The organism is Paenibacillus sp. ICGEB2008 (genome assembly GCF_000307675.1).
GTDB classification, from domain to species: domain Bacteria; phylum Bacillota; class Bacilli; order Paenibacillales; family Paenibacillaceae; genus Paenibacillus; species Paenibacillus polymyxa.
Genome location: NZ_AMQU01000026.1, coordinates 65,009 through 91,675 on the forward strand (window position 1 = coordinate 65,009; position 26,667 = coordinate 91,675).

The 26,667-nt window shown below is 47.2% G+C and carries 26 protein-coding genes and 1 other annotated feature; of the genes, 2 read left to right on the forward strand and 24 right to left on the reverse strand.

The features are described from left to right. Positions 1-121: 121 nt before the first annotated feature. The 7 genes from pyrE to pyrR form a co-directional block, all read right to left on the reverse strand. Positions 122-763, reverse strand: coding sequence for an orotate phosphoribosyltransferase (gene pyrE, locus C400_RS0121110; protein WP_017428119.1), 642 nt, complete (start codon positions 761-763; stop codon positions 122-124). Beyond that, positions 760-1,554, reverse strand: coding sequence for an orotidine-5'-phosphate decarboxylase (gene pyrF / locus C400_RS0121115; protein ID WP_017428120.1), 795 nt, complete (start codon positions 1,552-1,554; stop codon positions 760-762). The genes pyrE and pyrF overlap by 4 nt, the downstream gene beginning before the upstream one ends. A gap of 66 nt (positions 1,555-1,620) precedes the next feature. Further along, on the reverse strand, positions 1,621-4,836 hold the full coding sequence (gene carB / locus C400_RS0121120) for a carbamoyl-phosphate synthase large subunit (RefSeq protein WP_017428121.1): 3,216 nt from the start codon (positions 4,834-4,836) through the stop codon (positions 1,621-1,623). A gap of 1 nt (position 4,837) precedes the next feature. After that, positions 4,838-5,974 (reverse strand): glutamine-hydrolyzing carbamoyl-phosphate synthase small subunit, encoded by a 1,137-nt coding sequence (carA, locus tag C400_RS0121125; RefSeq protein ID WP_013372064.1) that lies wholly within the window; start codon positions 5,972-5,974, stop codon positions 4,838-4,840. Between the two features lie 61 nt (positions 5,975-6,035). Further along, positions 6,036-7,358 carry a dihydroorotase gene (locus C400_RS0121130; RefSeq protein ID WP_017428122.1) on the reverse strand — a complete coding sequence of 441 codons (1,323 nt, stop codon included), beginning with the start codon at positions 7,356-7,358 and terminating at the stop codon, positions 6,036-6,038. A 61-nt stretch (positions 7,359-7,419) separates the two neighbouring features. Next, positions 7,420-8,334 (reverse strand): aspartate carbamoyltransferase catalytic subunit, encoded by a 915-nt coding sequence (locus C400_RS0121135; protein WP_016821528.1) that lies wholly within the window; start codon positions 8,332-8,334, stop codon positions 7,420-7,422. A gap of 2 nt (positions 8,335-8,336) precedes the next feature. Then, a complete protein-coding gene (gene pyrR, locus C400_RS0121140; RefSeq protein ID WP_016821529.1) occupies positions 8,337-8,897 on the reverse strand; it encodes a bifunctional pyr operon transcriptional regulator/uracil phosphoribosyltransferase PyrR in 561 nt (186 codons plus the stop codon). Between the two features lie 43 nt (positions 8,898-8,940). On the opposite strand from pyrR, the gene C400_RS28495 reads away from it, so the two are divergent. Then, positions 8,941-9,069 carry a hypothetical protein gene (locus tag C400_RS28495; protein WP_269800357.1) on the forward strand — a complete coding sequence of 43 codons (129 nt, stop codon included), beginning with the start codon at positions 8,941-8,943 and terminating at the stop codon, positions 9,067-9,069. 337 nt (positions 9,070-9,406) lie between these two features. Here the strand turns inward: C400_RS28495 and C400_RS0121145 are convergent, their stop codons facing one another. After that, positions 9,407-10,378 carry an RluA family pseudouridine synthase gene (locus C400_RS0121145; protein ID WP_017428123.1) on the reverse strand — a complete coding sequence of 324 codons (972 nt, stop codon included), beginning with the start codon at positions 10,376-10,378 and terminating at the stop codon, positions 9,407-9,409. A 1-nt stretch (position 10,379) separates the two neighbouring features. Then, complete coding sequence (gene lspA / locus C400_RS0121150; protein WP_013372070.1) at positions 10,380-10,871, reverse strand: signal peptidase II; 492 nt, start codon at positions 10,869-10,871, stop codon at positions 10,380-10,382. A gap of 235 nt (positions 10,872-11,106) precedes the next feature. Between lspA and C400_RS0121155 the strand changes: the two genes are divergently transcribed. Continuing rightward, complete coding sequence (locus C400_RS0121155; RefSeq protein ID WP_017428124.1) at positions 11,107-11,847, forward strand: TraR/DksA C4-type zinc finger protein; 741 nt, start codon at positions 11,107-11,109, stop codon at positions 11,845-11,847. A 12-nt stretch (positions 11,848-11,859) separates the two neighbouring features. Here the strand turns inward: C400_RS0121155 and C400_RS0121160 are convergent, their stop codons facing one another. The 15 genes from C400_RS0121160 to C400_RS0121230 form a co-directional block, all read right to left on the reverse strand. Further along, positions 11,860-12,252: a DUF5665 domain-containing protein gene (locus C400_RS0121160; protein WP_026065489.1), complete on the reverse strand. Its 393-nt coding sequence runs from the start codon at positions 12,250-12,252 to the stop codon at positions 11,860-11,862. 140 nt (positions 12,253-12,392) lie between these two features. After that, entirely contained in the window at positions 12,393-15,482 is a 3,090-nt protein-coding gene (ileS, locus tag C400_RS0121165; protein ID WP_016821534.1) for an isoleucine--tRNA ligase, read from the reverse strand. A 79-nt stretch (positions 15,483-15,561) separates the two neighbouring features. Then, positions 15,562-15,840, reverse strand: a binding site (T-box leader). Positions 15,841-16,010: 170 nt separating this feature from the next. Continuing rightward, positions 16,011-16,520, reverse strand: a complete 510-nt coding sequence (locus C400_RS0121170) for a DivIVA domain-containing protein (RefSeq protein ID WP_013311075.1) — start codon at positions 16,518-16,520, stop codon at positions 16,011-16,013. A 172-nt stretch (positions 16,521-16,692) separates the two neighbouring features. Then, the gene (locus C400_RS0121175; RefSeq protein WP_017428125.1) at positions 16,693-17,475 is read right to left on the reverse strand and encodes a YlmH family RNA-binding protein; all 783 of its coding nucleotides are present in this window, start codon (positions 17,473-17,475) and stop codon (positions 16,693-16,695) included. Between the two features lie 8 nt (positions 17,476-17,483). Then, positions 17,484-17,741: a YggT family protein gene (locus C400_RS0121180; protein ID WP_013372075.1), complete on the reverse strand. Its 258-nt coding sequence runs from the start codon at positions 17,739-17,741 to the stop codon at positions 17,484-17,486. 7 nt (positions 17,742-17,748) lie between these two features. Continuing rightward, positions 17,749-18,201: a cell division protein SepF gene (locus C400_RS0121185; RefSeq protein ID WP_013372076.1), complete on the reverse strand. Its 453-nt coding sequence runs from the start codon at positions 18,199-18,201 to the stop codon at positions 17,749-17,751. After that, positions 18,192-18,893, reverse strand: coding sequence for a YggS family pyridoxal phosphate-dependent enzyme (locus tag C400_RS0121190; RefSeq protein WP_017428126.1), 702 nt, complete (start codon positions 18,891-18,893; stop codon positions 18,192-18,194). The genes C400_RS0121185 and C400_RS0121190 overlap by 10 nt, the downstream gene beginning before the upstream one ends. A gap of 8 nt (positions 18,894-18,901) precedes the next feature. Further along, positions 18,902-19,786: a peptidoglycan editing factor PgeF gene (gene pgeF, locus C400_RS0121195; protein WP_026065490.1), complete on the reverse strand. Its 885-nt coding sequence runs from the start codon at positions 19,784-19,786 to the stop codon at positions 18,902-18,904. Positions 19,787-19,868: 82 nt separating this feature from the next. After that, the gene (locus C400_RS0121200) at positions 19,869-20,213 is read right to left on the reverse strand and encodes a YlmC/YmxH family sporulation protein (protein ID WP_173426158.1); all 345 of its coding nucleotides are present in this window, start codon (positions 20,211-20,213) and stop codon (positions 19,869-19,871) included. 112 nt (positions 20,214-20,325) lie between these two features. Further along, positions 20,326-21,108: an RNA polymerase sporulation sigma factor SigG gene (gene sigG, locus C400_RS0121205; protein ID WP_013372080.1), complete on the reverse strand. Its 783-nt coding sequence runs from the start codon at positions 21,106-21,108 to the stop codon at positions 20,326-20,328. 97 nt (positions 21,109-21,205) lie between these two features. Continuing rightward, the gene (sigE, locus tag C400_RS0121210; RefSeq protein ID WP_013372081.1) at positions 21,206-21,946 is read right to left on the reverse strand and encodes an RNA polymerase sporulation sigma factor SigE; all 741 of its coding nucleotides are present in this window, start codon (positions 21,944-21,946) and stop codon (positions 21,206-21,208) included. Positions 21,947-22,050: 104 nt separating this feature from the next. Continuing rightward, positions 22,051-23,037 (reverse strand): sigma-E processing peptidase SpoIIGA, encoded by a 987-nt coding sequence (gene spoIIGA, locus C400_RS0121215; RefSeq protein WP_017428128.1) that lies wholly within the window; start codon positions 23,035-23,037, stop codon positions 22,051-22,053. 191 nt (positions 23,038-23,228) lie between these two features. After that, the gene (gene ftsZ, locus C400_RS0121220; RefSeq protein ID WP_013372084.1) at positions 23,229-24,353 is read right to left on the reverse strand and encodes a cell division protein FtsZ; all 1,125 of its coding nucleotides are present in this window, start codon (positions 24,351-24,353) and stop codon (positions 23,229-23,231) included. A gap of 67 nt (positions 24,354-24,420) precedes the next feature. Next, entirely contained in the window at positions 24,421-25,692 is a 1,272-nt protein-coding gene (ftsA, locus tag C400_RS0121225; protein ID WP_016821540.1) for a cell division protein FtsA, read from the reverse strand. Positions 25,693-25,891: 199 nt separating this feature from the next. Further along, positions 25,892-26,656 carry a cell division protein FtsQ/DivIB gene (locus tag C400_RS0121230; protein WP_017428129.1) on the reverse strand — a complete coding sequence of 255 codons (765 nt, stop codon included), beginning with the start codon at positions 26,654-26,656 and terminating at the stop codon, positions 25,892-25,894. Positions 26,657-26,667: the final 11 nt, after the last annotated feature.

A 26,667-nucleotide genomic window follows, 5' to 3' on the forward strand; every position in this document is an offset into this window, starting at 1 on the left:
GGAGTTAGTGTAACCGGATCGAATTCGATTTACACAGCTTGATTACTAACAATCTGCACTGGATGGCAATGAGTCTGTGGCGCACTACTTATTAGCTCCGTTGTCTCTCTAATACTCAGCCTTATTTGCCAAAAGAAGCCGGATCCTGACGCCAGGAACGCAGCAGTTCCATCTCTTCCTGCTGAATGGTTCCTTCACGCAAGGCAACCTCCATCAAGGCGGTGTAATTTGACAAGGTTTGCAGCTTCACACCTGCTTCTTCAAAAGCTTGAGTGGCTTTGTCCAGCTGGTAGCTGAAAATAGCCAATACAGCTAACGGCTGAGCTCCTGCTTGCTCTACAGCCTGTGCTGCTTTAATGGAGCTTCCCCCGGTAGAGATGAGGTCTTCGATAACCATAACCTTTTGTCCGGCGCTGATACGGCCTTCGATTTGGTTTTCCTTCCCGTGTCCTTTGGCTTTGTCTCTGACATAAGCCATTGGCAGATTTAGCTTTTGTGCCACCCAAGCGGCATGAGGAATCCCTGCTGTGGCTGTGCCGGCAATAACCTCGGTTTCAGGGTATTGTTCACGGATAAGAGCCGCAAAAGAGTCTGCGATTAGTTCACGCACCTCCGGGTAGGACATGGTCAGGCGATTGTCACAGTAGATAGGGGATTTAATACCGGATGTCCATGTAAAAGGCTGCTGTGGACGCAGTGCCACTGCCTGAATGCGTAACAGATGGGATGCAATTTGCTCTGGGATATTGTTTAATGTAGTCATACTTGTATCATCTCCTCAATAATATGTTTTGCTGCGGCGCGTGGGTCTGGTGCCGCCGTGATCGGCCGTCCAACGACAATGTAGCTGCTGCCCTGGGCAATGGCTTGTCCGGGTGTAAGCACACGCGACTGATCACCTGTAGCACTGCCTGCCGGGCGTATGCCAGGGGTTATAGTTTTAAAGTCAGATCCGCATACTGCACGAATCGCAGGCACTTCTAATGGGGATGCGACCACACCGTCCAGTCCAGCCTCACGCGTCAATTGTGCATAACGAACGACAGCATCCTGTACTGTGCCAGGAATGCCTAACTCCGTATTCATAGTCGTTTGATCCGTGCTGGTCAGCTGTGTAACTGCAATAATGAGCGGCATGGCAAGTGAGCTGTCTGCTGAAATCGCTGCTTCAGCTCCAGCTCTGGCGGCCGACATCATACTGCGGCCTCCAGCAGCGTGTACGTTAAACATATCCACCCCTAGACGGGTAATGCTCTCTGCCCCTCCCCGTACCGTGTTAGGGATATCGTGCATTTTCAAATCCAGAAATACGGAGTATCCTCTTGATTTTAATTGTTCTACAAAAGCTGGCCCTGCGCTATAAAACAGCTGCATCCCCACTTTTATATAACAAGGAATTCCCTCCAGCTGCCGAATTAACTGCTCTGCTTGTTGTGCATCCGGGTAATCTAGCGCAACCATCAGCCGTCCTGCCATCTGCTGAAATGCTTCGTTCACCGTTCTACCGCCCCTTTTCACATCAATTCGGGTATATTTGCCCGTGATAAAGGACATCCGTCAGCAAATGCTGATGAATGTCCTTCCCATTACCACTTATTTTGCTTATCTATTCATAAGGCGTTAGTTGCTCAGAACTGGCATCGATTCGGATGTGAAGTTAATCGTCTCCAGCATTTTTAACAGAGCGCGCACTGTATCCAGCGAGGTCATGCAAACAATGCCGTTTTCAACTGCTTCGCGGCGGATGCGGAATCCGTCACGCTCTGGCGTTTTGCCTTTGGTGAGCGTGTTGAAGACAAAGTTGGCTTCACCTGTACGGATCATATCCAGAATATTCGGATTGCCCTCACTTAGCTTATTAACAGTGTTCACTGGAATGTGGGCCTGTTCCAAGGCTGCTGCCGTTCCACCTGTAGCAATAATTTTGTAGCCCAGTCTATAAAAGCCCTGCATCAGCTCGACCGCTTCTTCCTTATCCTTATCCGCTACTGTAATGATGATCGCCCCAGTAGATGGAATTTTCATACCTGCGCCTACGAGTCCTTTGTACAATGCTTTCGCATACTGGATATCGCGTCCCATAACTTCACCTGTAGATTTCATTTCAGGCCCCAGTGTTGGCTCTACACGACGCAGCTTGGCAAAGGAGAATACAGGAACCTTAACCGAGACATAATTACTTTCAGGCCATAGCCCTTCTGTATAGCCTGCATCTTTAAGCTTACCGCCCAAAATGGCCTGTGTCGCCAGGTTAGCCATCGGAATATTCGTTACTTTGCTTAGGAAAGGAACCGTCCGTGAGGAACGAGGGTTAACCTCGATGACATACACCTCATCTTGATGAATGACGAACTGAATGTTTACCAGACCAATCGTTTTCAATTCCTTGGCGATGCTGATCGTAATGTCCACGACTTTTTGCTTCAGCTCGTCAGACAAGTGTTGTGGCGGATACACTGCGATCGAGTCACCCGAGTGAACCCCTGCCCGTTCCACATGTTCCATAATCCCAGGTACCAAGACCGTTTCACCGTCACAGATGGCGTCAACCTCAACTTCTTTGCCCAGCATATAACGGTCGATGAGCACAGGGTGTTCTGGATTGATTTTAACCGCTTCTTCCATGTACCGCAGCAATTCCGTATCTGAGTACACAATTTCCATAGCGCGTCCGCCCAGGACGTAGGATGGACGTACCAGAACCGGATACCCCAATGCTTGGGCAGTTCCTACCGCTTCATCTACCGACGTGACCGTATTGCCTTTAGGCTGGGCGATAGCAAGGCGAGACAGCAGCTGTTCGAACTTTTTCCGGTCTTCTGCTTCATCGATACTTTCCAGACTCGTACCCAAAATATTTACGCCTGCCGCACTAAGTGGAGCTGCGAGGTTAATCGCCGTTTGACCGCCGAACTGGACGATGACACCAATCGGTTTTTCCTGCTCGATGACATTCATTACATCTTCGAAGAAAAGTGGCTCAAAGTAGAGACGGTCAGACGTGTTGAAGTCTGTAGAGACGGTCTCCGGATTGTTATTAATAATTACCGCTTCGTAACCTGCTTTTTGAATAGCCCACACCGCATGCACAGTGGAGTAGTCAAATTCAATCCCTTGCCCGATCCGAATCGGTCCTGAGCCGAGTACGATGACTTTCTCTTTGTTGGATGGAATCACTTCGTTTTCCACCTCATAAGAGGAGTAGTAGTACGGAGTTGTGGCTTCAAACTCGGCCGCACACGTATCTACCATTTTGTAGACAGGGCGCAGGTTTTGATTTAGACGGAATTCACGAACCTCAGACTCGGTTGTCATACTCTTCTGTTGACCCATACTGCGAATCTCGGCAATGGAGCGGTCGGTAAAACCTTTTCGTTTGGCCTGATAAAGTGTTTCCGAGGACAGCTCAGACTCTCCAGCGATAATGGATTCGAACTTAACAATTCCTTCTACCTTATCGAGGAACCACCAATCAATTTTGGTTACATCCTGAATGTCCTGTTGTTTCCAGCCGCGACGGAATGCCTCGGCTACCAAGAACAAGCGTTCATCATCTGCTTTAGCCAGACGCTCTTTGAGTACCTCATCAGATAGTTGATCGGCACCCTTTAGATGCAAGCGATGTACACCAATTTCCAGAGAACGAACCGCTTTATGGATTGACTCTTCAAATGTACGTCCGATGGCCATGACTTCACCGGTTGCTTTCATTTGTGTGCCAAGTTTGCGGTTGGCAGAAATGAACTTGTCAAATGGCCAGCGTGGTATTTTACTCACGATGTAATCCAATGTCGGCTCAAAGCAAGCATACGTTTGTCCCGTTACCGGATTCACAATTTCATCCAGTGTGTAGCCTAGTGCAATTTTGGCCGCCATTTTGGCAATCGGATATCCGGTCGCCTTGGAAGCCAGTGCCGAGGAACGACTCACCCGTGGGTTGACCTCAATCACATAGTATTGATAGCTGTGCGGATCCAGTGCAAACTGTACATTACAGCCGCCTTCGATATTGAGGGCGCGGATAATTTTGAGAGAAGCGGAGCGCAGCATCTGATACTCACGATCCGAGAGCGTCTGGCTCGGCGCTACGACGATACTGTCACCAGTGTGCACGCCGACCGGATCGAAGTTTTCCATATTGCAGACCACGATACAGTTGTCATTACCGTCGCGCATAACTTCATACTCAACTTCCTTCATACCTGCGATACTTTTTTCAACCAAGCATTGTCCGATTGGACTGTAACGCAAGCCAGAGCTTACGGTTTCACGCAATTCTTCTTCTGTGGCGCAGATCCCACCGCCTGTACCTCCCAGCGTATAAGCCGGGCGAACGATAATGGGATAACCGATTTCGTTAGCAAATTCCAGCGATTCTTCCAATGTCGTTACAATTACACTCTCCGGCACGGGCTGTTCCAACTCACGCATCAGGTCGCGGAACAAATCCCGGTCTTCGGCTTTTTCAATTGAATTCAGTTGAGTTCCCAGCAGCTTAACGTTTTCGCGCTCCAACACCCCTGCGCGAGCCAGTTCCACTGCCATATTCAGACCTGTCTGTCCTCCCAGTGTAGGAAGTAGACCATCTGGACGCTCCTGACGGATAATCTGTGTTACAAAATCCAGTGTAATCGGCTCGATGTATACTTTATCTGCCATATTGGTGTCCGTCATGATGGTTGCCGGGTTACTGTTGATCAGTACTACCTCGACGCCTTCTTCTTTGAGCGCTTGACAAGCTTGTGTACCAGCGTAATCGAATTCTGCTGCCTGACCAATGACGATAGGACCGGAACCGATCACTAGTATTTTTTTAAGTTCTGTATTTTTCGGCATATTAGCGCTCTCCTCTCACTGCGGCGGCGATAGCAGCCTGACGCGGTTGCTTTGGTTGATTTCTTTTGTGTTCACGGATCATTTCCAGGAAGCGGTCAAACAGGTAGCCATTATCGTAAGGACCAGGCGCAGCCTCTGGATGGTATTGCACCGAAAACGCGGGATACTTAGTATGTTTAAGACCCTCAATCGTTTTATCGTTGTTGTTAATATGCGTCACTTCAAGTTCTGTTCCTTGGATCGATTCCTCATTCACTGTGTAGCCATGATTTTGTGATGTGATGAAGCAGCGTCCGCTCTCCAGTTCTTTCACCGGGTGGTTACCACCGCGATGTCCGAATTTCAGCTTTTCCGTATCTGCTCCTGAAGCCAAGGCGAACAACTGGTGTCCCAAGCAAATTCCGAAAATCGGGTATTCCCCTAGCAATTCAGCCACCGTACGTACAGCATGCGGTACGTCTTTTGGATCTCCAGGACCGTTGGACAGCTGTATACCGTCTGGATCTAAGCGACGAATTTCTTCGGCCGTCGTATCATGCGGAACGACAACCACATCGCAGTCTCGTTTATTCAGTTCGCGCAGGATGCCGCTTTTAGCACCATAGTCAATCAATACAATCCGTTCTCCGTTGCCAGGGCTGCTGTACGGATGAGGAGTAGAAGTCAAAGGAACCTGATTACGCAGTTCTTCTATGGTCATGTCGGACATCATTTCTTTTAGTTCTTCCAACGGCTGGGAACCAGTCGTCAAAATGCCCTTCATTGTGCCGTGATGGCGAATAATCCGGGTGAGCATGCGGGTGTCGATGTCGCTAATACCAATGATGCCATATTCCTTCAGCAAATCGCCCACGCTGTATTGAGCACGCCAGTTACTTGGCGCCGGCTCGTAATGTCGAACAGCAAAGCCGTGTACATAAGGCCGTACTGATTCAAAATCATCACGAGTAATTCCGTAATTTCCAATTAGCGGGTAAGTCATGGTTACGATTTGTCCGCAATAAGAGGGATCCGTCAGCACCTCTTGATAGCCTGTAATCCCTGTGTTGAAAACGACCTCGCCTGTTTTTTCACCTTCCGCACCAAATGATGTGCCTGTAAACAGCGTGCCGTCCTGAAGTAACAATCTTGCCTGCATCCCGTCTCACTCCTCTATTTTGTTTCCTGCTATAAGGTTCTATTTTTTAAGTAGTTGTGTATTATTTTGCTTCGTCAGCAGACCATACCAGTTTGCCGTCTACCCAAGTTTTCACCGGCCAGCCTTTGAGCTTCCAGCCTGTAAAAGGAGTGTTGCGTCCTTTGCTGGCAAACGTTTGTGGATCAACTGCCTGCTCCTGCTCCAGGTCAATCATGGTCAGGTCAGCAGGTGCTCCCTCTTCCAGACGTCCCGTATCAAGGCGGAAGACACGCGCTGGGTCAGCCGTCATACGGCGCACCAGAAAGTCCAGCGTCCATTGCCCGGTAGCTACGAATTTGGTGTACAGCAGCGGAAAGGCTGTTTCAAATCCGACAATTCCAAATGGCGCCAGCTCCAACCCTTTTGCCTTCTCTTCCTCACTGTGTGCTGCATGGTCAGTTACGATGATATCAATCGTTCCGTCCTCCAGCCCCTCGATGCATGCCTGTACATCACGCGGGGAACGTAGTGGAGGATTCATTTTCCAGTTGGCATCCAGCCCAGGAATGTCCTCATCGGACAGTACCAAGTGATGCGGGCATACCTCAGCAGTGACTTTGATGCCAAAAGATTTCGCATGGCGAATCAACCGCACCGATTGTTCTGTGCTGACATGGCATACATGATAATGTGCCCCGGTTGCCTCGGATAGCAGGATGTCACGCCCAACATGGATAGCCTCGGATTCATTGGGGATACCTTTGAGTCCGTGACGCTTGGCAAATTCACCATCCGTCACCGCTGCTCCTACAACAAGTGTGTTATCTTCACAATGTGCAATGACTGGCATATCCAGCGCTTTAGCTTGTGACATGGCATCTTTCATCATCTGTGCACTCTGCACTCCGACTCCGTCATCAGTAAAGCCGATTGCACCTGCTGCTTTGAGCGCTTCAAAATCCGTCAGTTCTCGTCCCAGTTCGTTTTTCGTGATGGCTGCGTAAGGAAGTACCTTGGCCAGCCCAGCCTCTTGCCCCTTTTTCAGCACCAGCTGAACCGTGTCTACATTGTCAGTAACCGGACGTGTGTTCGGCATGCAGGCAATCGTGGTAAATCCACCTTTCACCGCAGCGCGGCTACCTGTTTCAATGGTTTCTTTATATTCAAAGCCAGGTTCTCTCAGATGCACATGCATGTCGATTAGACCGGGGATGACCAGTTTTCCCTGGGCGTCGATTTTTTCGACATCGAGCTCTTGCCCAGATGCCCCTTCTTCCACAAGTAGGCTAACTCCGGCATCCGCATTTGCGATAGCTAAAATTTTCCCATCGGCAATAAGGATGGATTTCAATTCAGCCTCGCCCTGCTCGTTCAATACGCTTGCATTCATAATTAATTGTTTCATCTGAAATATTCCTCCGCTCAGGTTTTTTGCAACTTTTTCCCTACGATCCTGCTGACAGCTTCTACAGCTTCATTGCCCGTTCCATAACCGCCATGCGGATCGGAACCCCGTTGGCCATTTGCGGAAAAATTCGCGATTGCTCGCTTTCCACAACTGCACTGTCGATCTCCACATTTCGATTCACTGGAGCCGGGTGCATGATAATTGTTCCGGACTTAAGGCTTGCTGCTCTTTCTTCTGTCAAACCGTACTGCTCTCGGTACTCATCCGCTGAGCGCAACATTCCTTCGGCATGCCGTTCCAGCTGGACCCGCAGCATCATGACTACGTCTGCCTGCAATGCTTCTTGCATCGGCACATAAGGCGCGTACGTTGCAAGATCAGATGCCTGCATATTGTCTGGTGCACAGAAGCTAACCTCGGCTCCGAATTTTTGCAAGGCCCACAGATTCGAGCGAGCTACACGGCTGTGCAAAATGTCTCCTATGATGGATACTCTCAAGCCTTTAAGCTCACCGAAAGTTTTGCGCATGGTGTAGAGGTCTAGCAAAGCCTGCGTTGGATGTTCATTGTTGCCGTCTCCCGCATTAACCAGCGGAACACTGACCTTCTCAGCAAGCTCTTGCAGCACTCCGGCTGGCTTTAAGCGAATGACTCCAGCATCAATGCCCATGGATTCAAGCGTACGCACAGTATCGTAAATGGACTCCCCTTTTTCCACACTGGAAGCCGCAGCGGAAAAGTTCAAAACCTGAGCGCCGAGTCGCTTCTCCGCCATTTCAAAAGAAAAGCGTGTGCGTGTACTATTTTCAAAAAACATGTTGGCCGCGAAGCGTGACTGTAGGACTGGAATCAGTTTTTGCGGCTGTGATTCCCAATACTGAGCACGATCCAGAATCGACTCAATTTCATTTCGGCTAAGTTCTTTTAATCCGAGCAGGCTACGTTCTCTAAGTTGACTGGCTGTTGTGATCATACCTATTCCCCCCGGTTCTGAATGATCGTCACTTCGTCCTTACCGTCCGTCTCCTGAAGTGCAACTACGATTTCCTCAGATTTGGAGGTCGGGATGTTCTTGCCGATGTAATCCGGACGAATCGGAAGCTCACGGTGTCCGCGATCTGCTAGCACAGCCAGCTGGATCATTTGCGGTCGTCCGCAGTCCATCAATGCATCCATCGCCGCGCGAATAGTGCGGCCTGTGTACAGCACATCGTCAAAGAGAATGACTTTCTTATCATGAACCGATACGTCAGCGGGATTCATCAAAAGCTCTTTTCCATTTCCTTTAGCCTCGGCAACGCTGCTCCGGTCATCGCGGTAGGCTGTGACATCTAGCTCTCCCCATGGAATTGGTGCGCCTTCAATTTCAGCAATTTTTTCAGCCAAGCGCTGCGCCAGATGAACTCCGCGTGTTCGAATACCTACGAGTACGCAATCGTCAATACCCTTGTTTTTCTCCAAAATTTCATGTGCAATCCGCGTTAATGCCCGACGAATCGCAATTTCATCCATCAGTACATGTGTTTCAATACTCATGCTTCCAGCCTCCTCAGGTGATGTTCCCTTCAGACCTGGTCCCGTGTTCGGATACAAAAAAGACTCCTTGCCCAAGTTTGGCAAGGAGTCTCGTATGAACAGTCTTCCACTGTTCTCCGATCTGTCGGACACACTGAAGACATACCGCCGCAGCGGATGCACTGATCAGTGATCCATTCACGTTACCTTGCCAGCCTCACGGGACTGATTTAAAGGTGCTATTCAGGATTTCCTTTGTCCTGTTTCTCATAGTGTGAGATGGTTAACCATCTCTCGGACAAAGTCCATCGCAACTACAAGAAGTATGACAGATTGAAAATCTCGTGTCAACACCCGTTCAACCGGAACCACCGGAAGCACTTTAATAATTATACATCCTAATTGTATAATTATCCATAGTTGTTTTTACCCATTCCTATTCAGACAATAAAAAAACCGCCATTTAGGCGGTTATACTTAATAATTTATTCAAGTTTTTGAATAGGAAAGCAGAGCAAATCATCATTATTTTAGCGACTACGCAAGGACGTTAATACGTCCTCCATATCAGGAGGGATCGGTCTGCTTAATTCTAAGTACTCTCCAGTAGTTGGATGCTTAAATCCCAGAACCGCTGCATGCAGCGCTTGGCCATCCATACGAACCCCTTTACTGCGTCCATACATAGGGTCGCCAACCAATGGATGTCCAATGAATTTCATGTGAACACGAATTTGGTGTGTCCGTCCTGTCTCCAATTGAAGTTCAAGCAGGGTATAATCACCTAACCGTTCAATGACGAGAAAATGGGTAACTGCATGCTTGCTGTTGCGTTCCGTAACCGTGAACAATTTACGGTCACCTGAATCACGACCAATCGGAGCATCTACGGTTCCCTGATCGTGACTCAAATGACCGTGGACCAATGCTATATATTTCCGAGTCACGCTATGATCCTTCAGCTGTGCTGCAAGTGATGCGTGGGCCTGATCATTTTTAGCTGCCATCAGCAGTCCTGATGTATCTTTATCAATACGGTGAACAATACCGGGACGTAATTCCCCGTTGATGCCGGAAAGGTCATGGCAGTGGTACATCAGTGCGTTGACCAGTGTTCCCGAGGAGTGTCCTGGTGCAGGATGCACAACTAGACCACGTTGCTTGTTAATGACAATAACGTCCGAATCCTCGTATACGACATCTAGCGGAATATTTTCCGGCATAATATCTACACTTTCTGGTTCAGGTACCGATAGTACGATATGATCTCCTTCAGCCAGCTTGTAGTTCGCTTTGACCGCCGCACCGTTCACCAGTACCCGACCATTCCCGATCCACAGCTGGATCTGGGAACGAGACACTTCCTTCATTTCTTCGGCGATGTATTTGTCTATACGTGTTTTGGCATCCCCTGAATCCGCTGTCCATTCCAGAGATTCACCCTCCAGTTCGTCCTCATAAGACAGACCTATGGCTTCGCCGTTTTCATTCACTTCGTTCATGCTATGACTTCCCTTCAACGCTATCATTGCCATTCCCTTTTTCCCGACGCGATTCCAGCAATGTATCCAAAATAATCAGTGCAACACCGATGACAATTGCCGAGTCTGCCACATTAAAAATCGGGAATGTGTAGCTTCCAAAATTGAACTGTGCAAAATCAACTACTTCTCCAGAAATAGCTCGATCCAAAAAATTACCAACCGCTCCCCCAAGTACCAAACTTAGCGCAACAGGAAGTAGTTTTTGCCCAGCTCTGACCGTTTTTCTCAGGTACCATACGATACCAATCACAACTACAATTGTAATCACGATAAAAAGCCAGCGTTGCCCTTCCAAAATCCCAAAAGCGGCTCCGCGATTACGATGAGAGGTGATTAAAAAGAAATTGCCGATGACTGGTATTTGCTCGTACAATTCCATCCGCGTAGCCACCAAATATTTGACACCCTGATCAATCAAAAAAATAATTAGCGCAATACCAAAATAAATCACAGTCCTTCGTCACTCCGATCCGCTTATATCCGTTGTCGAACCCATTTATTGTAGCATAAGCCTTCTCAGATCGTCCACGAGTCCTGCAGGCTATCGAGCATAGTCCTTAAATGGAATGAACTCAATCACATTTGATTAGAATTTCCTATGTAAAAGAGGTCTTCCCGGTGCACACTACAAGGAGCATACCTAACACATTGCATGCATGTAAATCTAGAACAAGGAGAGGATTCCAATGTCCCCATTGACGGAGCAACAATTGCAGGGCTTGCGTAACGAACTGCTGGAACGCAAAAAGGAAATTGAGCATCGTTTGCAAAACAACGACCATTATGGACTCGGCGATTCTCAACGCGACCAAACCGGTGAGCTTTCTCCCATCGATAACCATCCAGGCGATCTAGCTACCGAAACCTATGAGCGAGCCAAAGATATTTCCTTACTGGAGCATGACGAGTTTCAATTGGAACGTATCAAATCAGCCTTGATGGCTATGGATAAGGGAACCTATGGCATTTGCGCCGCCAGCGGCAAACCCATCCCCTATGAACGCCTGTTGGCTGTTCCCTATACCATTTATTGCAAAGAATACAGTCCTGAAACAGAAGTATCTAACAACCGTCCGGTGGAGGAAGAATTTCTCGCTCCCGCGTTCGGTAGAACAAGCCTGGATGAGCGTGAAGAACAAAACGGCTTTGACGGTGAAGATGCTTGGCAGATCGTTGAAAATTGGGGAACCTCTAACACCCCGGCCATGGCGGAAAGTGGTGAAATCCACCGCTATGATGATATGGAAATTGAAGCTGGCGATGATAATATGGGCTTCGTAGAGCCATATGAAAGCTTTGTCGCTACTGACATTTATGGCAGAAATGTATCCATTGTCCGCAGTTCTATTTATCAGCGTTATATAGAAGATGGCGAGGGTGAAGTTCTGCTGGAGCCGGATTTGCACGAGGACGAATCGGAAGCTTAAAAGTGAAACGCCCTAGTAGGTAGTAAGCTCTAATTGTCGCTGTACGATCCGTACAATATCAGCGATATAATCACCGATAATCGGCAAATTCAGCGCTCCCAGCACTTGCAGCACATAAATTATGGTAGCGGCAAAAAAAGTAAACCCTAGCGCAATGCCGATTCCACGGGAAACACCTGATATTAGGTTTAGCCAAAGTAATCGCCAAGGCTTATTCAGCAGCAAAGCGTAATCTGCAATACGTGTTCGTTCCATCTGCTCTGATACAGCTTGCACCAGCTTTTCCACACGACTTAGTTTCTCTGCCTGGTCACCTGCTATTCCCTTATCTGAGGCTATGGCGGCCCCTTCTCCGTTCATCCCTCGGAGACTCCTTCCCAGTCTGCGCCTTGACCGTGCTGTCATATGCACAATCCCCCTTTTCCCATGGCTGCCCCGAAAGCAGCAAACGAGCCGAAGCACGTAACGGAGGAAACCCGTTTCCGATGCTTAGGCTCGTTTTTATATGCTGCCTGTTATTGTATTATGGGACAGGGGGCTTGTAATTATTCCCCAATATGAACGCCGATCGTTTTGCCATTCACTTCTACATGTTCCGCTGGTTCGGCTTGACCAAATGTCACCGTGGTTACCAATACGTTCTCACGCAACACAGAGTCGAAGCTTTCGATCGCCTGACGCAAATCGTTGTCTACATCCAACGTCAATGCTACATACTTTTCAATCGGCAGATCCAGCTTTTTGCGGTAGTCTTGTACCGCACGAACCACTTCACGTACCCAGCCCTCTTGCTCAAGCTCCGGTGTAATGTCTGTGTTCAACGCTACCGTTAAGCCATAGCCAGAAGCAGAAGCGAAGCCTTCTTTCGCTTTTTTCTCCACCAGCAATTCCTCAGCTGTAACTTGCAACTCTTCTCCTTCTGGAGAAGCCACGTTCAGTACCCCTTTTTCTACAACAGAACGAGTTTCTTCAGCAGACATTCCCTTGAAAAGATTTTGTAGGAATCCGACATTTTTGCCGTATTTCTTGCCTGCCACTTTCAAATTCAGCTTCAATGTAAAATCTACAAATCCGCTATCGTCCGTCTCAACATGAATATGCTTCACATTGATCTCATCTTTGATGATTTCCTCATAGCCACCCAGGTCAAAATCCTGATCCATAGACAGAATCAACTCAGACAACGGTTGACGTGTTTTCAAACCCGTTTCGTTACGGACATTACGTGCTAATTCAACGACGCGACGTGCCGTTTCCATATCTCGCTCCAGTTCCAGATCAATTAAGGATTCATTGGCAGACGGATAGTCATCCAGATGAACACTTTCCCCATTGCTCAGGTTGAGGTAAATATCCTCAGCAAGCAGCGGTGTGAACGGTGCAAGCAGCTTCGCCGTCGTTAACAGCACCTCCGTCAGTGTGCGGTACGCATCCAGCTTATCTTCTGTAAGCCCGTTACCCCAGAATCGATCACGTGAACGACGGATATACCAGTTACTCAGTTCATCCACAAACGACTCAATCGCTTTGGCAGAGTTCAGGAAGTCATTGACAGACAATGCTTTGTCCACAACCAAAATTAAGCTGTTCAGACGGGACAAAATCCAGCGATCCAATTTGTGTGCCGATGGCTTGAACGGATGCTGTGCCGGATCAAATCCGTCAATATCTGCATACAAAGTCAGAAATGCGTGTGTATTGACAAGCGTATCTACCAGCTTCGATTTAGCTTCGCCTACGATGCCTTTGGAAAAACGTTTGCTATTCCATGGTGCGCTATCGGAGAGCAATGCCCAGCGGAAAGCGTCTGTACCGTACTCGTCAATTACTTCCCACGGATCGATAACATTGCCCTTCGATTTGGACATTTTCTGACCCTGCTCATCCAGTACATGGCCTGTTGCCATGACAGCTTTGTAAGGAGCTTTGCCAGTCAGCATAGTCGAAACCGCAAGCAAGCTATAGAACCAGCCACGAGTCTGGTCAATCCCTTCACAGATCATATCTGCTGGAAATTGCTGCTCGAACGTTTCATTATTCTCAAAAGGATAATGATGCTGTGCAAACGGCATAGAACCGCTATCGAACCATACGTCGATGACTTCCGGTGTGCGAGTCATTTCGTATTTACCGCATTGGCTACGAACCTTGATATCATCTACATATGGTTTGTGTAGCTCGATATCCGCCGGCACGTCCCCAATCGCACGTTCTCTCAACTCAGCAATACTGTGGGGTGCGAACTGTTCTCCAGTTTCCTCACAAACCCAGATATTAAGCGGTGTACCCCAATAGCGATCACGACTGATGTTCCAGTCCACCAGTTCCTCCAAAAACTTGCCAAAGCGTCCTTCGCGTACATGACCTGGGTACCATTCAACTTCGCTGTTGTTGGCAATCAGTTGATCCTTGATCGCAGTTGTTTTGATAAACCAGCTGTCCATAGCATAGTACAGTAATGGAGTATCGCAGCGCCAGCAGAACGGATAGCTATGCTCGTATTTTTCCTTGCTGTACAGCAAACCTTTTTCGGATAGCATTTTCACAATATCTACATCGCAATCTTTCACAAAACGGCCTGCAAAATCAGTGATTTCAGCTACATAGTTACCTTGAAGATCCACTACGTTGATAAACCCAACACCATTTTCACGACATACGCGATAGTCATCCTCACCATGTGCCGGAGCCATATGAACGATACCTGTACCGCTGGAGTCTGTTACGAACTTCGCACCCAGAATTTGGTTACCCTTTTCCACCTGAAAATAAGTAAATGGCGGGGTATAGGTTTGGCCTACCAGTTCAGAACCCGATAGTGTGCCAATCACTTCATGATCACCTTTAATTACGGTCTCAACCAGATTTTTAGCAACGATGTATACACCATCTTCTTGCTTCACACGTGCGTATTCCAGCTCAGGGTTGACAGCGAGCGCCACGTGGCTCGGCAAGGTCCAAGGTGTTGTCGTCCAGGCCAGTACATATTCACCACTGCTATGCAGCTTGAATTTGGCCGTGGCACTCAGATCCTTTACATCTTTGTAGCCCTGTGCTACTTCATGGGAACTTAGCGTCGTCTGACAATCCGGGCAATACGGACTCACACGATGACCACGATACAGCAGGTCTTTCTCATGAATCGTCGCCAAAATGTTCCATACGCTCTCGATATAGTTATTGTCCAAGGTAATGTACGGGTGATCAAGGTCTGTCCAGTATCCGATCGCTTCGGTTAAATCGCGCCATTGCTGCTCGTATTCAAACACGCTCGCTTTACATTTTTTAATAAATTTCTCAACACCATATTCTTCAATTTCAGGTTTGTGGGAGATCCCCAGTTGCTTTTGCACACCCAGTTCCACCGGCAGGCCATGCGTATCCCAACCCGCCTTCCGTACGACACGATATCCCTTCATAGTCTGATAGCGGCCGACGAAATCCTTAATTACGCGACCCAGCACATGACCGATGTGTGGTTTACCGTTAGCTGTTGGTGGGCCCTCATAAAACACAAAATTGGGCTTTCCTTCACGATTGGTAATGGATTTACGGAATGTGTCCTCCTGTTTCCATTTGCTCAGGATGCGTAGGTCACGTGACCGTGCTTTTTCTTTAACATCCACTCTGTTCATAACGTTATACTTCCTCTCTGCTCATCATTGATTGTTCTAGCGCACTTAAAAAAGCAACAAAAAAAAGCCCCATCCCTGTAAAAGGGACGAGACTGTGCTCGCGTTACCACCCTGATTCCGTAAATAGACCAATCTAAAAAGACGATCTTGTCACGACTCTCTGAGCCCTACTCTACTTCAGCAGGGCGCCATTATAACGCATGGCAAACGGTGATTGCTTACACACGCCCTAAGTTTAAGCGCTTCAGCTCACTTCTCCGGGAGGATCTTCAGTCATGTTCTGAACGTTGGCTTGCACCGGTAGGCCAACTCTCTGAGGGACAAATCATGACATACTCGTTCCCATCAACGAATTAAACATGTTAAATTCATCGAAATCTTAAATCAGCAACATCGTTGCCTTGAATAACAACCATCAACCGATAGACGGATAATCGTTGAATTCAGTATAGTATTTACAGTTATAGCCTGTTTAAAGATAAAAGTCAACCCTAACAAGACCTAATAAAAGCTTGTCAGAAATCAAAATTAGTAAATTTCTTTCATTTCACGCTCGCGCTCCAGCACTTCGCGTTCACGGTTTTCAAGTGCTTCCCAGCCATCTTGGCTTAACAAGTCGAGCTGCGCTTCCACCAATGTACGAAACCGTGCTCGGTAAATTGAAGCCTGTTTCTTCAGCTCTTCAACCTCCAACGCGATTTTACGGGATTTGGACAATGCTTCGTTCACAATACGATCCGCATTTTTTTCCGCTTCCTTCACGATCAGTTGAGATTCTTTCTTGGCGTTGTTGCGAACTTCATCAGCTGCTTCCTGCGCGACAATAATTGTCTTGCTCAGTGTATCCTCAATCGTCGCGAAATGATCGAGCTTCTCCTGTACGTTCAACAACTGGGTGCTCAATTCTTTATTTTCACGGATAACGCCCTCGTAGTCCTTGATCACCTGATCCAAAAATTCATTAACCTGATCCTCGTCATAACCGCGAAGCCGGCGGGCAAATTCCTTATTATGTATATCCAATGGCGTTAATGGCATGCCGTCCACCTCCTATAAGATTGACAAAAAATTAATTTTCCGCGTCACGACGCTCAATATCATCTATCGGTCATCATACCCCGTTTTGTGAATACTGTACAGAGCAAAATCGTTCCAGTTCAACGCTATAGGTTAATTCTTTCGACAGAAATCTCATGAATCCTGCCTTCAGCTATACAAACTTACCAATTTTGACACGGAATCTACCCTTTTTTGTCATCCCGTCTGTTTCAAGCACTTTAAAACGCCCAAATCCCTGCATGGAAATAACGTCCCCAACTTTAAGTGAAGTCGATGGATTCTCCTCCACCTTCCAGTTTACCCGACATCGTCCCGCTCGAATCGGTGTTAATATTTTACTGCGGCTCAATTTGTAGACGTCACTAGCAATCCCGTCCAGGCGCAAAGAAGCCACCGTCAGATCCATCGCCTCTAATGCGACTTCCTTCGTTCGGAGACTTGCTACTGGCAACAGTTCTGTCCATACATGAACACGATGTACCTGCTGCAAATGCATGGTCATAAAATCTCCAATCTCTGACGCCACCAATACATGACACCCATCATCCAGCACGTGAATGTCCCCGATTTTGCCACGCTTGATTCCAAGCCCCAAAATGGCACCTAGATAATCACCGTGCTCAAGGGTATTGATTTTATGATCATCAGAAGTGATGGAAAGGACCTGAATTCCCATTTCCTCATCGTCCAAATACGAATAATCGGGCGCAATCAGCGCCCGCTTTCGTTCCGAAGCCATGTATCCGCCATCTACCCTAATCGTGACCTTGTCTTCCTTCGAAGCAAGTGTCTCCAATATGTACTGTTGTCGCGGATCCAAAAAATCAGTCAGCTTCTGCTCATGATAAGCTCCCGCATGACTGATCCATTCGGAAGCACGATCCACATAATCCCGTTCATCCGGGTGAAAATGCTCATAAATCTCAGTCCGCATAAATCCTCCTAGACGAAATTGCCGATTAAAGAAATCAAACCGTACGATGCAAAACGCAGAGCAATCAACGCTACGATAGGTGAAATATCAATCATCCCGAAGATTGGCGGTATAAACCTGCGGAAAGGAGACAAATATGGCTCCACAAACCTGGCAAGTAAATCACCGATCACACTCTCTCTGGCATTAGGAAGCCATGACAGCAGGACATATGCAATGATCATGTACGAATAAATCTGAAATAGCCAGTAAATTACCTCGATCAAGAAAAGCTCACCTCATTCTGTTAAGTTCTTGTTCAGTGTCAGCCAGTATCTCCGTAATGGAGCCTTGAATTTCAACCGTATCCGGTGTGCACAGAAAAATATTGTTACCGACCTTCGAAATGCCGCCACTCAGTGCATACACAGTGCCACTCAAAAAATCAATGATGCGTAGCGCCTGATCCTTGCGAATTCGTTGCAAGTTAACCACGACGGTCCGGTGGGAACGGATATGGTCGGCGATTTCCTGTGCTTCATCGTAAGAACGCGGCTCATACAGAACAACTTTCACATTTTTTTGTGAATGGATGCTGACAACATTCGTGCCCTTCTGGTTCTTACGTTTATCAAAGCTTGGGGTTTCAATTTCTTGATCTTCCGGCGTATTCATAACCTCTCGCTCTATAACTTCCTCTTCTTCCTGAAGGCCCAGAAAGTTCATGAACTTATTCATTACGCCCACTGAAAATCCTCCTCTCGTCCGACCAGTACGGAACCAAGCCGCAACCAAGTCGCTCCTTCTTCAACCGCCACTTCAAAATCATTGGACATCCCCATAGACAAGTGAACGATAGGTTCTCTAGTCAAAGCTTGTCCATTTAACCGATCACGCAGTTCACGTAATCCCCGAAACACAGGTCGAGTATGTTCTGGGTTTTCCTCATGAGGAGCCATGGTCATCAGGCCGATTACATCCACATGTTCCAACTCGCGAATTTGTTCTAGGAAAGGGGCAACTGCCTCGGAGGATAAGCCGTATTTTGAAATTTCCCCAGAAATATTGACTTGCACAAAAGCTTTGACTCGCAGTCCCAAAGCGGCTGCCTTCTTGTCCAATTCCTGAGCAAGCGATAAGCGATCAAGCGAATGTATAAATTTAAATTTTCCAATTACATCTTTAACCTTATTCGTTTGGAGATGACCAATAAAATGCCACGTTCCCCGATCACCCAACTTGCTCCATTTATCCGCAGCATCCTGCCAGCGATTTTCGCCCACATGCTCCAAGTCGTTATCCAATACGGATGCCATTGCCGCCGCCGAAACATATTTCGTGACAGCGATGACATTTACTTCATCACGCGAACGTCCGCTACGGGCACATGCCGCTTCGATACGGGCGTTAACTTCTTTAATTCGTTCCTCCAAAGACACGGGAGGACTCACCTCTCTTCCAGACCAATCCAACTCGCCATTCTTCCTGTAACGCCGCCTTCCTTGCGATATGAAAAAAATAAATCGCTGCGGCTACTCGTGCACAAGGTAGTACATTCGATATGGCTCGGCAATATTCCTGCTTTCATCATAATGTGTCGATTGCATTGTTTCAAGTCGAGTAGTGTTTTTCCACCAGTTAAGGGGAAATAAACAGAACCTTCCCATTTATCATTACCCGGGCAATCATGCTCTAAAACCCGGATTTGATTCATCACATGCTCATCTACCTCATAGGATTCAGGACCAATAGAAGGACCAATAGCTGCTAGTATATCGGACGGCTGAGATCCATATTCAGTTTGCATGGTCTGTACCATTTTCAACGCAATCTCCGCAACTGTTCCCTTCCAGCCTGCATGCGCCAATCCAATCACACGATGCACGGGATCACAAAAATATAAGGGTACACAGTCCGCATAAAAGGACGTCAGCAAAATGCCTGGTATATTCGTCAGAAGTCCATCTGTGTCCTGAAAAGCTGATGCACGATCCATAAAGCCTCGCCCACGATCAGCAGCGTGGACAACAGCAACATGATTACCGTGGACCTGTTCGCCGCACGTCCACGCTTCAGCAGCAAAACCAAGCTGCTCAGCAATTAATTGGCGATTGCGAATGACTTTCTCCGGGTCATCCCCTACATGAAACGCACAGTTCAGATTATCGTATGGCGCTTCGCTGACACCGCCATGACGCCCTGTAAACCCCACTGTTAATCCCTGAACCTGCCGCTCCCAAGATTGGATATATAACAACTCTGGCACGGGACGTCCGCCATCTTGCATGGGCGTAGTCCCTCTAGCCTCGGTATTCACTATAAACGGTTCCATTTCGTTCTCACCTCTACTGCCCAGTGTACCAAAAAGCCGCCGCTGTGTCTTCACAACATACTAAATTACGTGTACCTGCTGTTCAAAAGCCCCGTCGGTCATTCCGCTCCTGACGTTCGATATAAGACTTTTCCTCCCTCTCATCCGGCGGCTCATGCAATCCCTCCAGTCGAACAAGCACAACATCCGAACCAATTTTCACAATGTTGCGCCACGGAATAACCAATTCGCTTCCCCCTCCAAACCAACCCATGAATCGGCTGCTGCCCGGAACCACAATAGCTTCAATTTTCCCTTGTCGTACATCAATCTCCAGATCACTGATTTGTCCTAGACGTCGTCCATCTACAATGTTAATGACATCCTTGGTTTGAAACTCGGAAATTTTCATGGCTCTTACTGACGTTTCCGGTGCATTCACACGCATCACATCCTTTATTTCACTATATGAGTGGGAGAGCCCAAAAAATGTCCTGCAAACGCAAAAACGATCCACACGGGATCGTTTTTATCACTGAATCATTCAAGCATTCATTTCATTAGGACTTTACATGTTTTTGCATTTGCTGTATAGCCGACTTCTCTAATCTCGAAACCTGGGCTTGAGAGATACCGATTTCGTCGGCAACCTCCATTTGCGTCTTTCCTTCATAAAAACGCATAGACAATATCATCTTTTCACGCTGGCCCAGGCGATGCATCGCTTCCCGGAGAGCGATTTCCTCAATCCATGAGACGTCTTTATTTCTGTCATCACTGATCTGATCCATCACATAGATTGGGTCGCCCCCGTCGTGATATATCGGCTCGAACAGCGAAACTGGATCCTGAATCGCATCCAATGCGAACACAACATCTTCTTTAGGCACGTTCAGCACCTCTGATATTTCAAAAATCGTTGGTTCCCGCGAGTTCAGATTTGTCAGACTGTCCCGCACCTGAAGCGCCTTATATGCAATATCCCGCAACGAACGGGACACACGGATCGGATTGTTATCCCGCAAATAACGGCGGATCTCTCCGATGATCATCGGCACCGCATAAGTGGAGAACTTTACGTTTTGCGAAAGGTCAAAATTATCAATCGCCTTCATCAGGCCGATGCATCCTACCTGAAACAAATCGTCCACAAACTCCCCCCGATTGTTAAAACGCTGAATCACACTCAGGACGAGCCGGAGATTGCCGTTGACCAATTTTTCTCTGGCTGATCGTTCATTATTTTGCTGAAGTGATGTGAACAGCTCGCGCATCTCTGCATTGGTTAATACCGGCAGTTTGGCGGTATCCACACCGCAAATTTCCACTTTGTTTCGGGTCATCGTGTCTTACCTCCCAAGGAGCAACATTAATGTACATTATCTCCTGAGGGCATTTTTTTTATTCGCCGTTTCCATCGCTTCCGGATATCCCCAAGCATTATACCATTTTATTGAATTCTTTTCGTAAGCGCTTTATAATTCGTTTTTCCAGACGCGAAATATACGATTGCGATATACCCAGCAGGTCAGCAACATCCTTCTGTGTCTTCTCTTCTCCGTCTTGTAAGCCGAAGCGCAGTTCCATAATCAAACGCTCTCGATCCGTCAACTTATCCAGTGCCTTATGCAATAATTTACGATCTACTTGCTCCTCAATATTACGGTAAATGGTATCATTTTCCGTGCCCATCACATCGGAAAGCAACAACTCATTACCATCCCAATCGATATTCAGAGGCTCATCAAAAGAAACCTCCGTTCTCGTTTTGCTATTACGACGCAAATACATTAAAATCTCATTTTCAATGCATCGAGATGCATAAGTGGCAAGTTTGATTTTCTTCTCTGGATCAAAAGTGTTCACCGCTTTGATCAGCCCAATAGCACCGATGGATACGAGATCCTCAATGTTGATTCCCGTATTTTCAAATTTACGGGCGATATACACGACTAACCGCAAGTTTCTCTCAATTAGCATCGACCTCACTGCCGCATCTCCAGAAGAAAGCTTTCCAAGCAAATACTCTTCCTCGTCTCTTGTTAATGGAGGGGGGAGCGCCTCGCTACCGCCAATATAATAAATTTCTTCACTTTTCAGCCCGAATAAAAATAAAATACGATAATATTGCAGTTGCCATGCTAGCCTAAATTTCATCTTTAAATTCATTTGTTCCCTCATATCATTCTCCCCCTTTTGGAAATAGTACAAGTCTTACTGGCTCCGTCCATTTCAGCATCGAATGTTTCTCCTCGTCTTTAAACCTTGTCCTGTACTCTTCTCCATTATCCTGATTCTGTAAAATGATCACTAGCATATGCTTCTCGTTTCAAGCTTGAATCAGCACCCCCCTCTTCGTGTGCCGTCACATCTGGATGGATGATGGCACGGTATTTGCCCTCTGCCGACAACTTTCCCCCGTCCAAGCCAATCAGCACTCGATGATGTACAAAATGAATCCCATTCATCACCACCTCTACTCGATCTGGTTTGAGTGCGAGCATAAAGGAATGACTTTTGTTAATTCCACGATAGGGAACGAGACGAACACGATCCTGCCAGTTGAACGGTTCCTCCCCCAGATCCATCACTAGTTGATCAGCATTACCCTCAGAACATTTTTGGAGCCAGGAAGCGGGTAAATACGATTCCCACAAAACCGCCTCCATCACCATTACTGGGGTTCGGGTCAAAGGATCATGCAGTTGGTTACCTGTATCCAACAAGCCTGTACACTCAATATGATCCTGCCCGATCCACACCTGTACTTGCCCCAAAAAGCCACTCATCCTTTCTGTGCGTTGCTTCGAGGACTGCACAATACGAAAGAAAAGCATCACTCCGCCAAATGCGCATAAAATAAACCAGAATGCGATTTTCAATTCAAAAGACATTCCACCTGAAGCGGTATACCAGATGCCATTAAACAATTCCCCCGTATTTTGGAGAAAATAATGCATCCCCAAAATGCCACCTGCTGCCACAAAATTGATCATGTAAAAGGCACCCATTGTACGAAGATACTTTTGCATGCTGCCAAAACCAAAGGCCACCAGCAGCATGATGACCGATAAGGCCAGCTTGATTAGAAACGTAAATAAAAATGACAGTTCCGGCACAAACATCATGACTACGTACATTGCGCCAATTCCAGCTGAAGTCATCAATCGCCACCACACTGGACGAATCTTTCTCATCCAGGCGGTGGCCATTAGCAACACAGCATCAATGAACAAATTGGCCAAGAAAATTAAATCGATATAAACAACCAAGGATTCACCCGCCCAGCATTTTGCAGGATAGGCTTAAGTATAGTAGTCATATGGTTCAAAGTCTGTCTAACGGTGGGGACGGTGTCCGACTAATTTTGTCGGAAAGAGGAGAAGCACTGGCCGTGCGGGATGCGAAGAAAACAGAAAGAAGCCCGCATCTCCAAGGAGGATGCGGGCTGTCTAGATATAAACTAGTTATCGTTATTATTATTGCGTGAACGGTTACGTAAGAATGTCGGAATATCCAATTGGTCACTGCTTTGAGTGTTACCGAATGGACGCAAGTTAGGAGAGGACTTTTCCGTTGCTTCGGAAGCCGCTGGGTTAGCTGCTGGTCTACGTCCCGGTGCTGGTTGGCTCGGCTTACCTTCAAAACCAGTGGCGATCACGGTAACCTTAATCTCTTCTTTCAAGTCTTCATCAATGATAGCACCGAAAATCATGTTCACTTCCGGATCGGAAGCTGATGTTACAATTTCAGCCGCCTCATTGACTTCGTATAGAGACAAATTGGTGCCGCCAGTGATGTTCATAATGACACCACGCGCACCTTCTATGGATGTCTCTAGCAACGGACTCATGATAGCCTTGCGCGCTGCTTCAGCCGCACGATTTTCACCCGTCGCTTCGCCAATCCCCATCAACGCGGAACCACGCTCCGTCATGATCGTTTTTACGTCAGCGAAGTCAAGATTGATCAGACCCGGTACAGCGATCAAATCCGAAATACCTTGTACGGCCTGACGCAGAACATTATCTGCTTCACGGAATGCTTCCAGCATCGGGGTTTTCTTATCCACAATCTCAAGCAAGCGATCATTCGGGATTACAATCAAGGTATCTACTTTTTCTTTCAATCCCTCAATGCCAAGTTCAGCTTGATTGGAGCGTTTACGCCCTTCAAATGTGAATGGTCGGGTTACCACGCCTACAGTCAGCGCACCGCACTCCTTAGCAATTTCAGCAATGACAGGGGCCGCTCCGGTTCCTGTACCGCCACCCATTCCCGCAGTTACGAATACCATATCCGCGCCTTTGAGCGTATTCATAATGAGCTCACGCGACTCTTCAGCCGCTTTTTTACCCACGTCAGGGTTAGCCCCGGCACCCAAACCACGAGTCAGCTTATCGCCAATTTGAAGCTTATGCTCAGACTTCGCCAAGTGAAGCGCCTGGGCATCTGTATTGACAGTAATAAACTCTACACCCTGAACTCCATTTTCGATCATTCGGTTAACTGCATTGCTGCCGCCGCCTCCGACGCCGATCACTTTAATTTGAGCCAAGCTCTCCATTTCAAAATCAAATTCCAACATACTATTCCATCTCCCCCTCAATGTGCATGGATGGCCCGTCCATGATTGGCATAATTAGCAATGAACGTTATATAAATTCACTGAACATATTTTTTAAGCGTTCAATCAACCCCTGCTTCTGCTCGCCTTCCGCAACGGGACTGCTGCTCTTGGTTCGGTTAGTCGGCTTCTTGGTACTACCGCCACTGTTGCTAACACTAGTCGATCTCCCGCGATAGTAACGAATAGCATTATGCAAGATACCAACTCCGCTCGTGTATCCCGGATCCCTTACACCGATAAAATCAGGTACAGCGATCCTTACGGAAGCGGCCAGTTCGCTTTGTGCCACCTGAAGTACACCAGGCATGGAGACGGTGCCTCCGGTAAGTATATAACCCCCCGGAAGCTCTGTGTAACCCAAGCGCTTAACTTCCGCCTGAATGAGTTGAAAAATTTCCTGTACCCTCGGCTCAATAATAGCAGCCAAATCCTGTTGGTTGAACTCCTTATCTACATTACTGCCGATACGGGTCACTTTAAAGACGACATCGGCTGCTGCATCATCATACCAAGCGCAGCCGTATTTGAGTTTAACTTTTTCGGCTTGATCGGTAAGGGTTCTCAGTCCGTAGGCAATATCATTGGTTACAAATTCTCCGCCGATTGGGAGTGTTGATGTGGCAACAATCGTTCCTTCCTGGAAAATGGCCACATTCGTAGAACCTGCACCAATATCCACCAGCACGGAACCCATCACCTTTTCATCCTTCGAAAGAGACAACTGTCCAGCTCCGAGAGGCAACAAGACGAGATCTTTAATCCTCAGGCCAGCTTTCTCAACGCAGCGCAACAGATTATGTATTGGGGTTTTGCCTCCAGTAACAATCGTAGCCTCTACTTCGAGACGAACACCGATCATACCACGAGGGTCCTGAATTCCTTCAAGGCCATCCACGACATACTGCTTGGCTACCACGTCAATGATTTCTCTCTCCGGTGGTACGGCAATTACTTCTGCTGCCTTCAGTACACGTTCAATGTCCTCCTCACCGATTTCACGGTCCTCGTTGGACACGGCTACTACGCCATGACTATTTTGCAGACCAATATGGTTGCCTGAGATCCCCACATACACTTCTGTTATTTGAATACCAACCATGCGTTCTGCGTGATCCACGGCGTTACGGATTGATTGCACGGTTTGATCAATGTCTACAATTGCACCTTTGCGAATCCCTTCCGAGTCGGCAGATCCAACTCCAATAATATTAAAGGTTCCATTATTCATTTCCCCAATAATAGCCCGAACTTTGGATGTACCGATGTCCAAACTAACAATGATGTCATTGTTGCTCAAGTCTGTGGCACCTCCTGACTCCAAAATGAATTTCGTTCTTTAAACACACTCTGTACATATTCAACATACTCCATGCTTTCCCTCTTTTTTCTACAAATTTTTTAGAAGCCAATTTATGGTTGCAGTCACATAAAAATTTGAAGAAAAAAGAAGGAGGCAAGTCTATTACCCATAAAATCAATTCTAGCATTTTTTCACATCACTGAGTAGTATCTTTTTCTTGGCCCTCTTCGCTCGTATCGGGTTTAAATGGAACGTAGGAATCCGCCTCCAGCATTGTGATCACACCAGGCTCTTCTGTTTCTAGCACCTGGTTCAGATAGCTGATTTTAGAGTTCAACAGTGAAACAGTTGTAATAACCTCAAACTGGGAACGCGTGTACATTTTTATACGGTCTGGAAAAGAAGGAATCGGCGCCGGAATGATTTCCGAAATATCAGCTGTCCATTCTCCCGGAATGCGTGATAAAGCATCACACAGCTTCGCTTTGTAGGGATCATCTGATTTCCATTTAGTCAAAATAGGCTTTTCAACCGCTATCCCACTGCTACCTACGCCCACGCTTGTCCCATTTGCTAGAATAGCACGCAGGCTACCGTCACTTTGTAACTCGTAAGCTACTGTAGCAAACTCCTTAATGTGAATCGTAATGATGCCCGGAAACTGCTTGTCCACTGTGACTTGCTGAATCGACTGAATTTCCCGCAGCTTCTCAGAGACGTCGGAAGCACTGACTCCGAAATATTGATCTCCGACAGCGAGACCACTTCGATTGAGAAGTTGCTCCCGGGTCGAAAATACATTACCATCAAAACGAATTTCAGAAACCTGACTCAACGAAGAACGGAAAAAGAGAACAGCGAGCAGTACAATAAACAACAAAATGAGAAGAATAGCAATCTTCCGGCTTGTTCTTTTTTTCGTTCTGTTCTTTTTAAGAACAGGTATTTGAGCATTTGGCATAGCTTCTCTCC

Excerpts from the sequence above, each read along its gene's own strand:
- C400_RS0121200 (WP_173426158.1), bottom strand. The coding sequence starts at position 20,213 with ATGCGTGTGAATGCACCGGAAACGTCAGTAAGAGCCATGAAAATTTCC.
- C400_RS0121170 (WP_013311075.1), bottom strand. The coding sequence starts at position 16,520 with ATGCCATTAACGCCATTGGATATACATAATAAGGAATTTGCCCGCCGG.
- ftsZ (WP_013372084.1), bottom strand. The coding sequence starts at position 24,353 with ATGTTGGAATTTGATTTTGAAATGGAGAGCTTGGCTCAAATTAAAGTG.
- pyrF (WP_017428120.1), bottom strand. The coding sequence starts at position 1,554 with ATGTCCTTTATCACGGGCAAATATACCCGAATTGATGTGAAAAGGGGC.
- C400_RS0121155 (WP_017428124.1), top strand. The coding sequence starts at position 11,107 with ATGTCCCCATTGACGGAGCAACAATTGCAGGGCTTGCGTAACGAACTG.
- C400_RS0121145 (WP_017428123.1), bottom strand. The coding sequence starts at position 10,378 with ATGAACGAAGTGAATGAAAACGGCGAAGCCATAGGTCTGTCTTATGAG.
- pyrE (WP_017428119.1), bottom strand. The coding sequence starts at position 763 with ATGACTACATTAAACAATATCCCAGAGCAAATTGCATCCCATCTGTTA.
- carB (WP_017428121.1), bottom strand. The coding sequence starts at position 4,836 with ATGCCGAAAAATACAGAACTTAAAAAAATACTAGTGATCGGTTCCGGT.
- C400_RS0121175 (WP_017428125.1), bottom strand. The coding sequence starts at position 17,475 with ATGCGGACTGAGATTTATGAGCATTTTCACCCGGATGAACGGGATTAT.
- C400_RS0121130 (WP_017428122.1), bottom strand. The coding sequence starts at position 7,358 with ATGAAACAATTAATTATGAATGCAAGCGTATTGAACGAGCAGGGCGAG.
- ileS (WP_016821534.1), bottom strand. The coding sequence starts at position 15,482 with ATGAACAGAGTGGATGTTAAAGAAAAAGCACGGTCACGTGACCTACGC.
- pyrR (WP_016821529.1), bottom strand. The coding sequence starts at position 8,897 with ATGAGTATTGAAACACATGTACTGATGGATGAAATTGCGATTCGTCGG.
- C400_RS0121135 (WP_016821528.1), bottom strand. The coding sequence starts at position 8,334 with ATGATCACAACAGCCAGTCAACTTAGAGAACGTAGCCTGCTCGGATTA.
- C400_RS0121160 (WP_026065489.1), bottom strand. The coding sequence starts at position 12,252 with ATGACAGCACGGTCAAGGCGCAGACTGGGAAGGAGTCTCCGAGGGATG.
- sigG (WP_013372080.1), bottom strand. The coding sequence starts at position 21,108 with ATGACCCGAAACAAAGTGGAAATTTGCGGTGTGGATACCGCCAAACTG.
- C400_RS0121230 (WP_017428129.1), bottom strand. The coding sequence starts at position 26,656 with ATGCCAAATGCTCAAATACCTGTTCTTAAAAAGAACAGAACGAAAAAA.
- sigE (WP_013372081.1), bottom strand. The coding sequence starts at position 21,946 with ATGAGGGAACAAATGAATTTAAAGATGAAATTTAGGCTAGCATGGCAA.
- pgeF (WP_026065490.1), bottom strand. The coding sequence starts at position 19,786 with ATGGAACCGTTTATAGTGAATACCGAGGCTAGAGGGACTACGCCCATG.
- carA (WP_013372064.1), bottom strand. The coding sequence starts at position 5,974 with ATGCAGGCAAGATTGTTACTTCAGGACGGCACGCTGTTTACAGGCACA.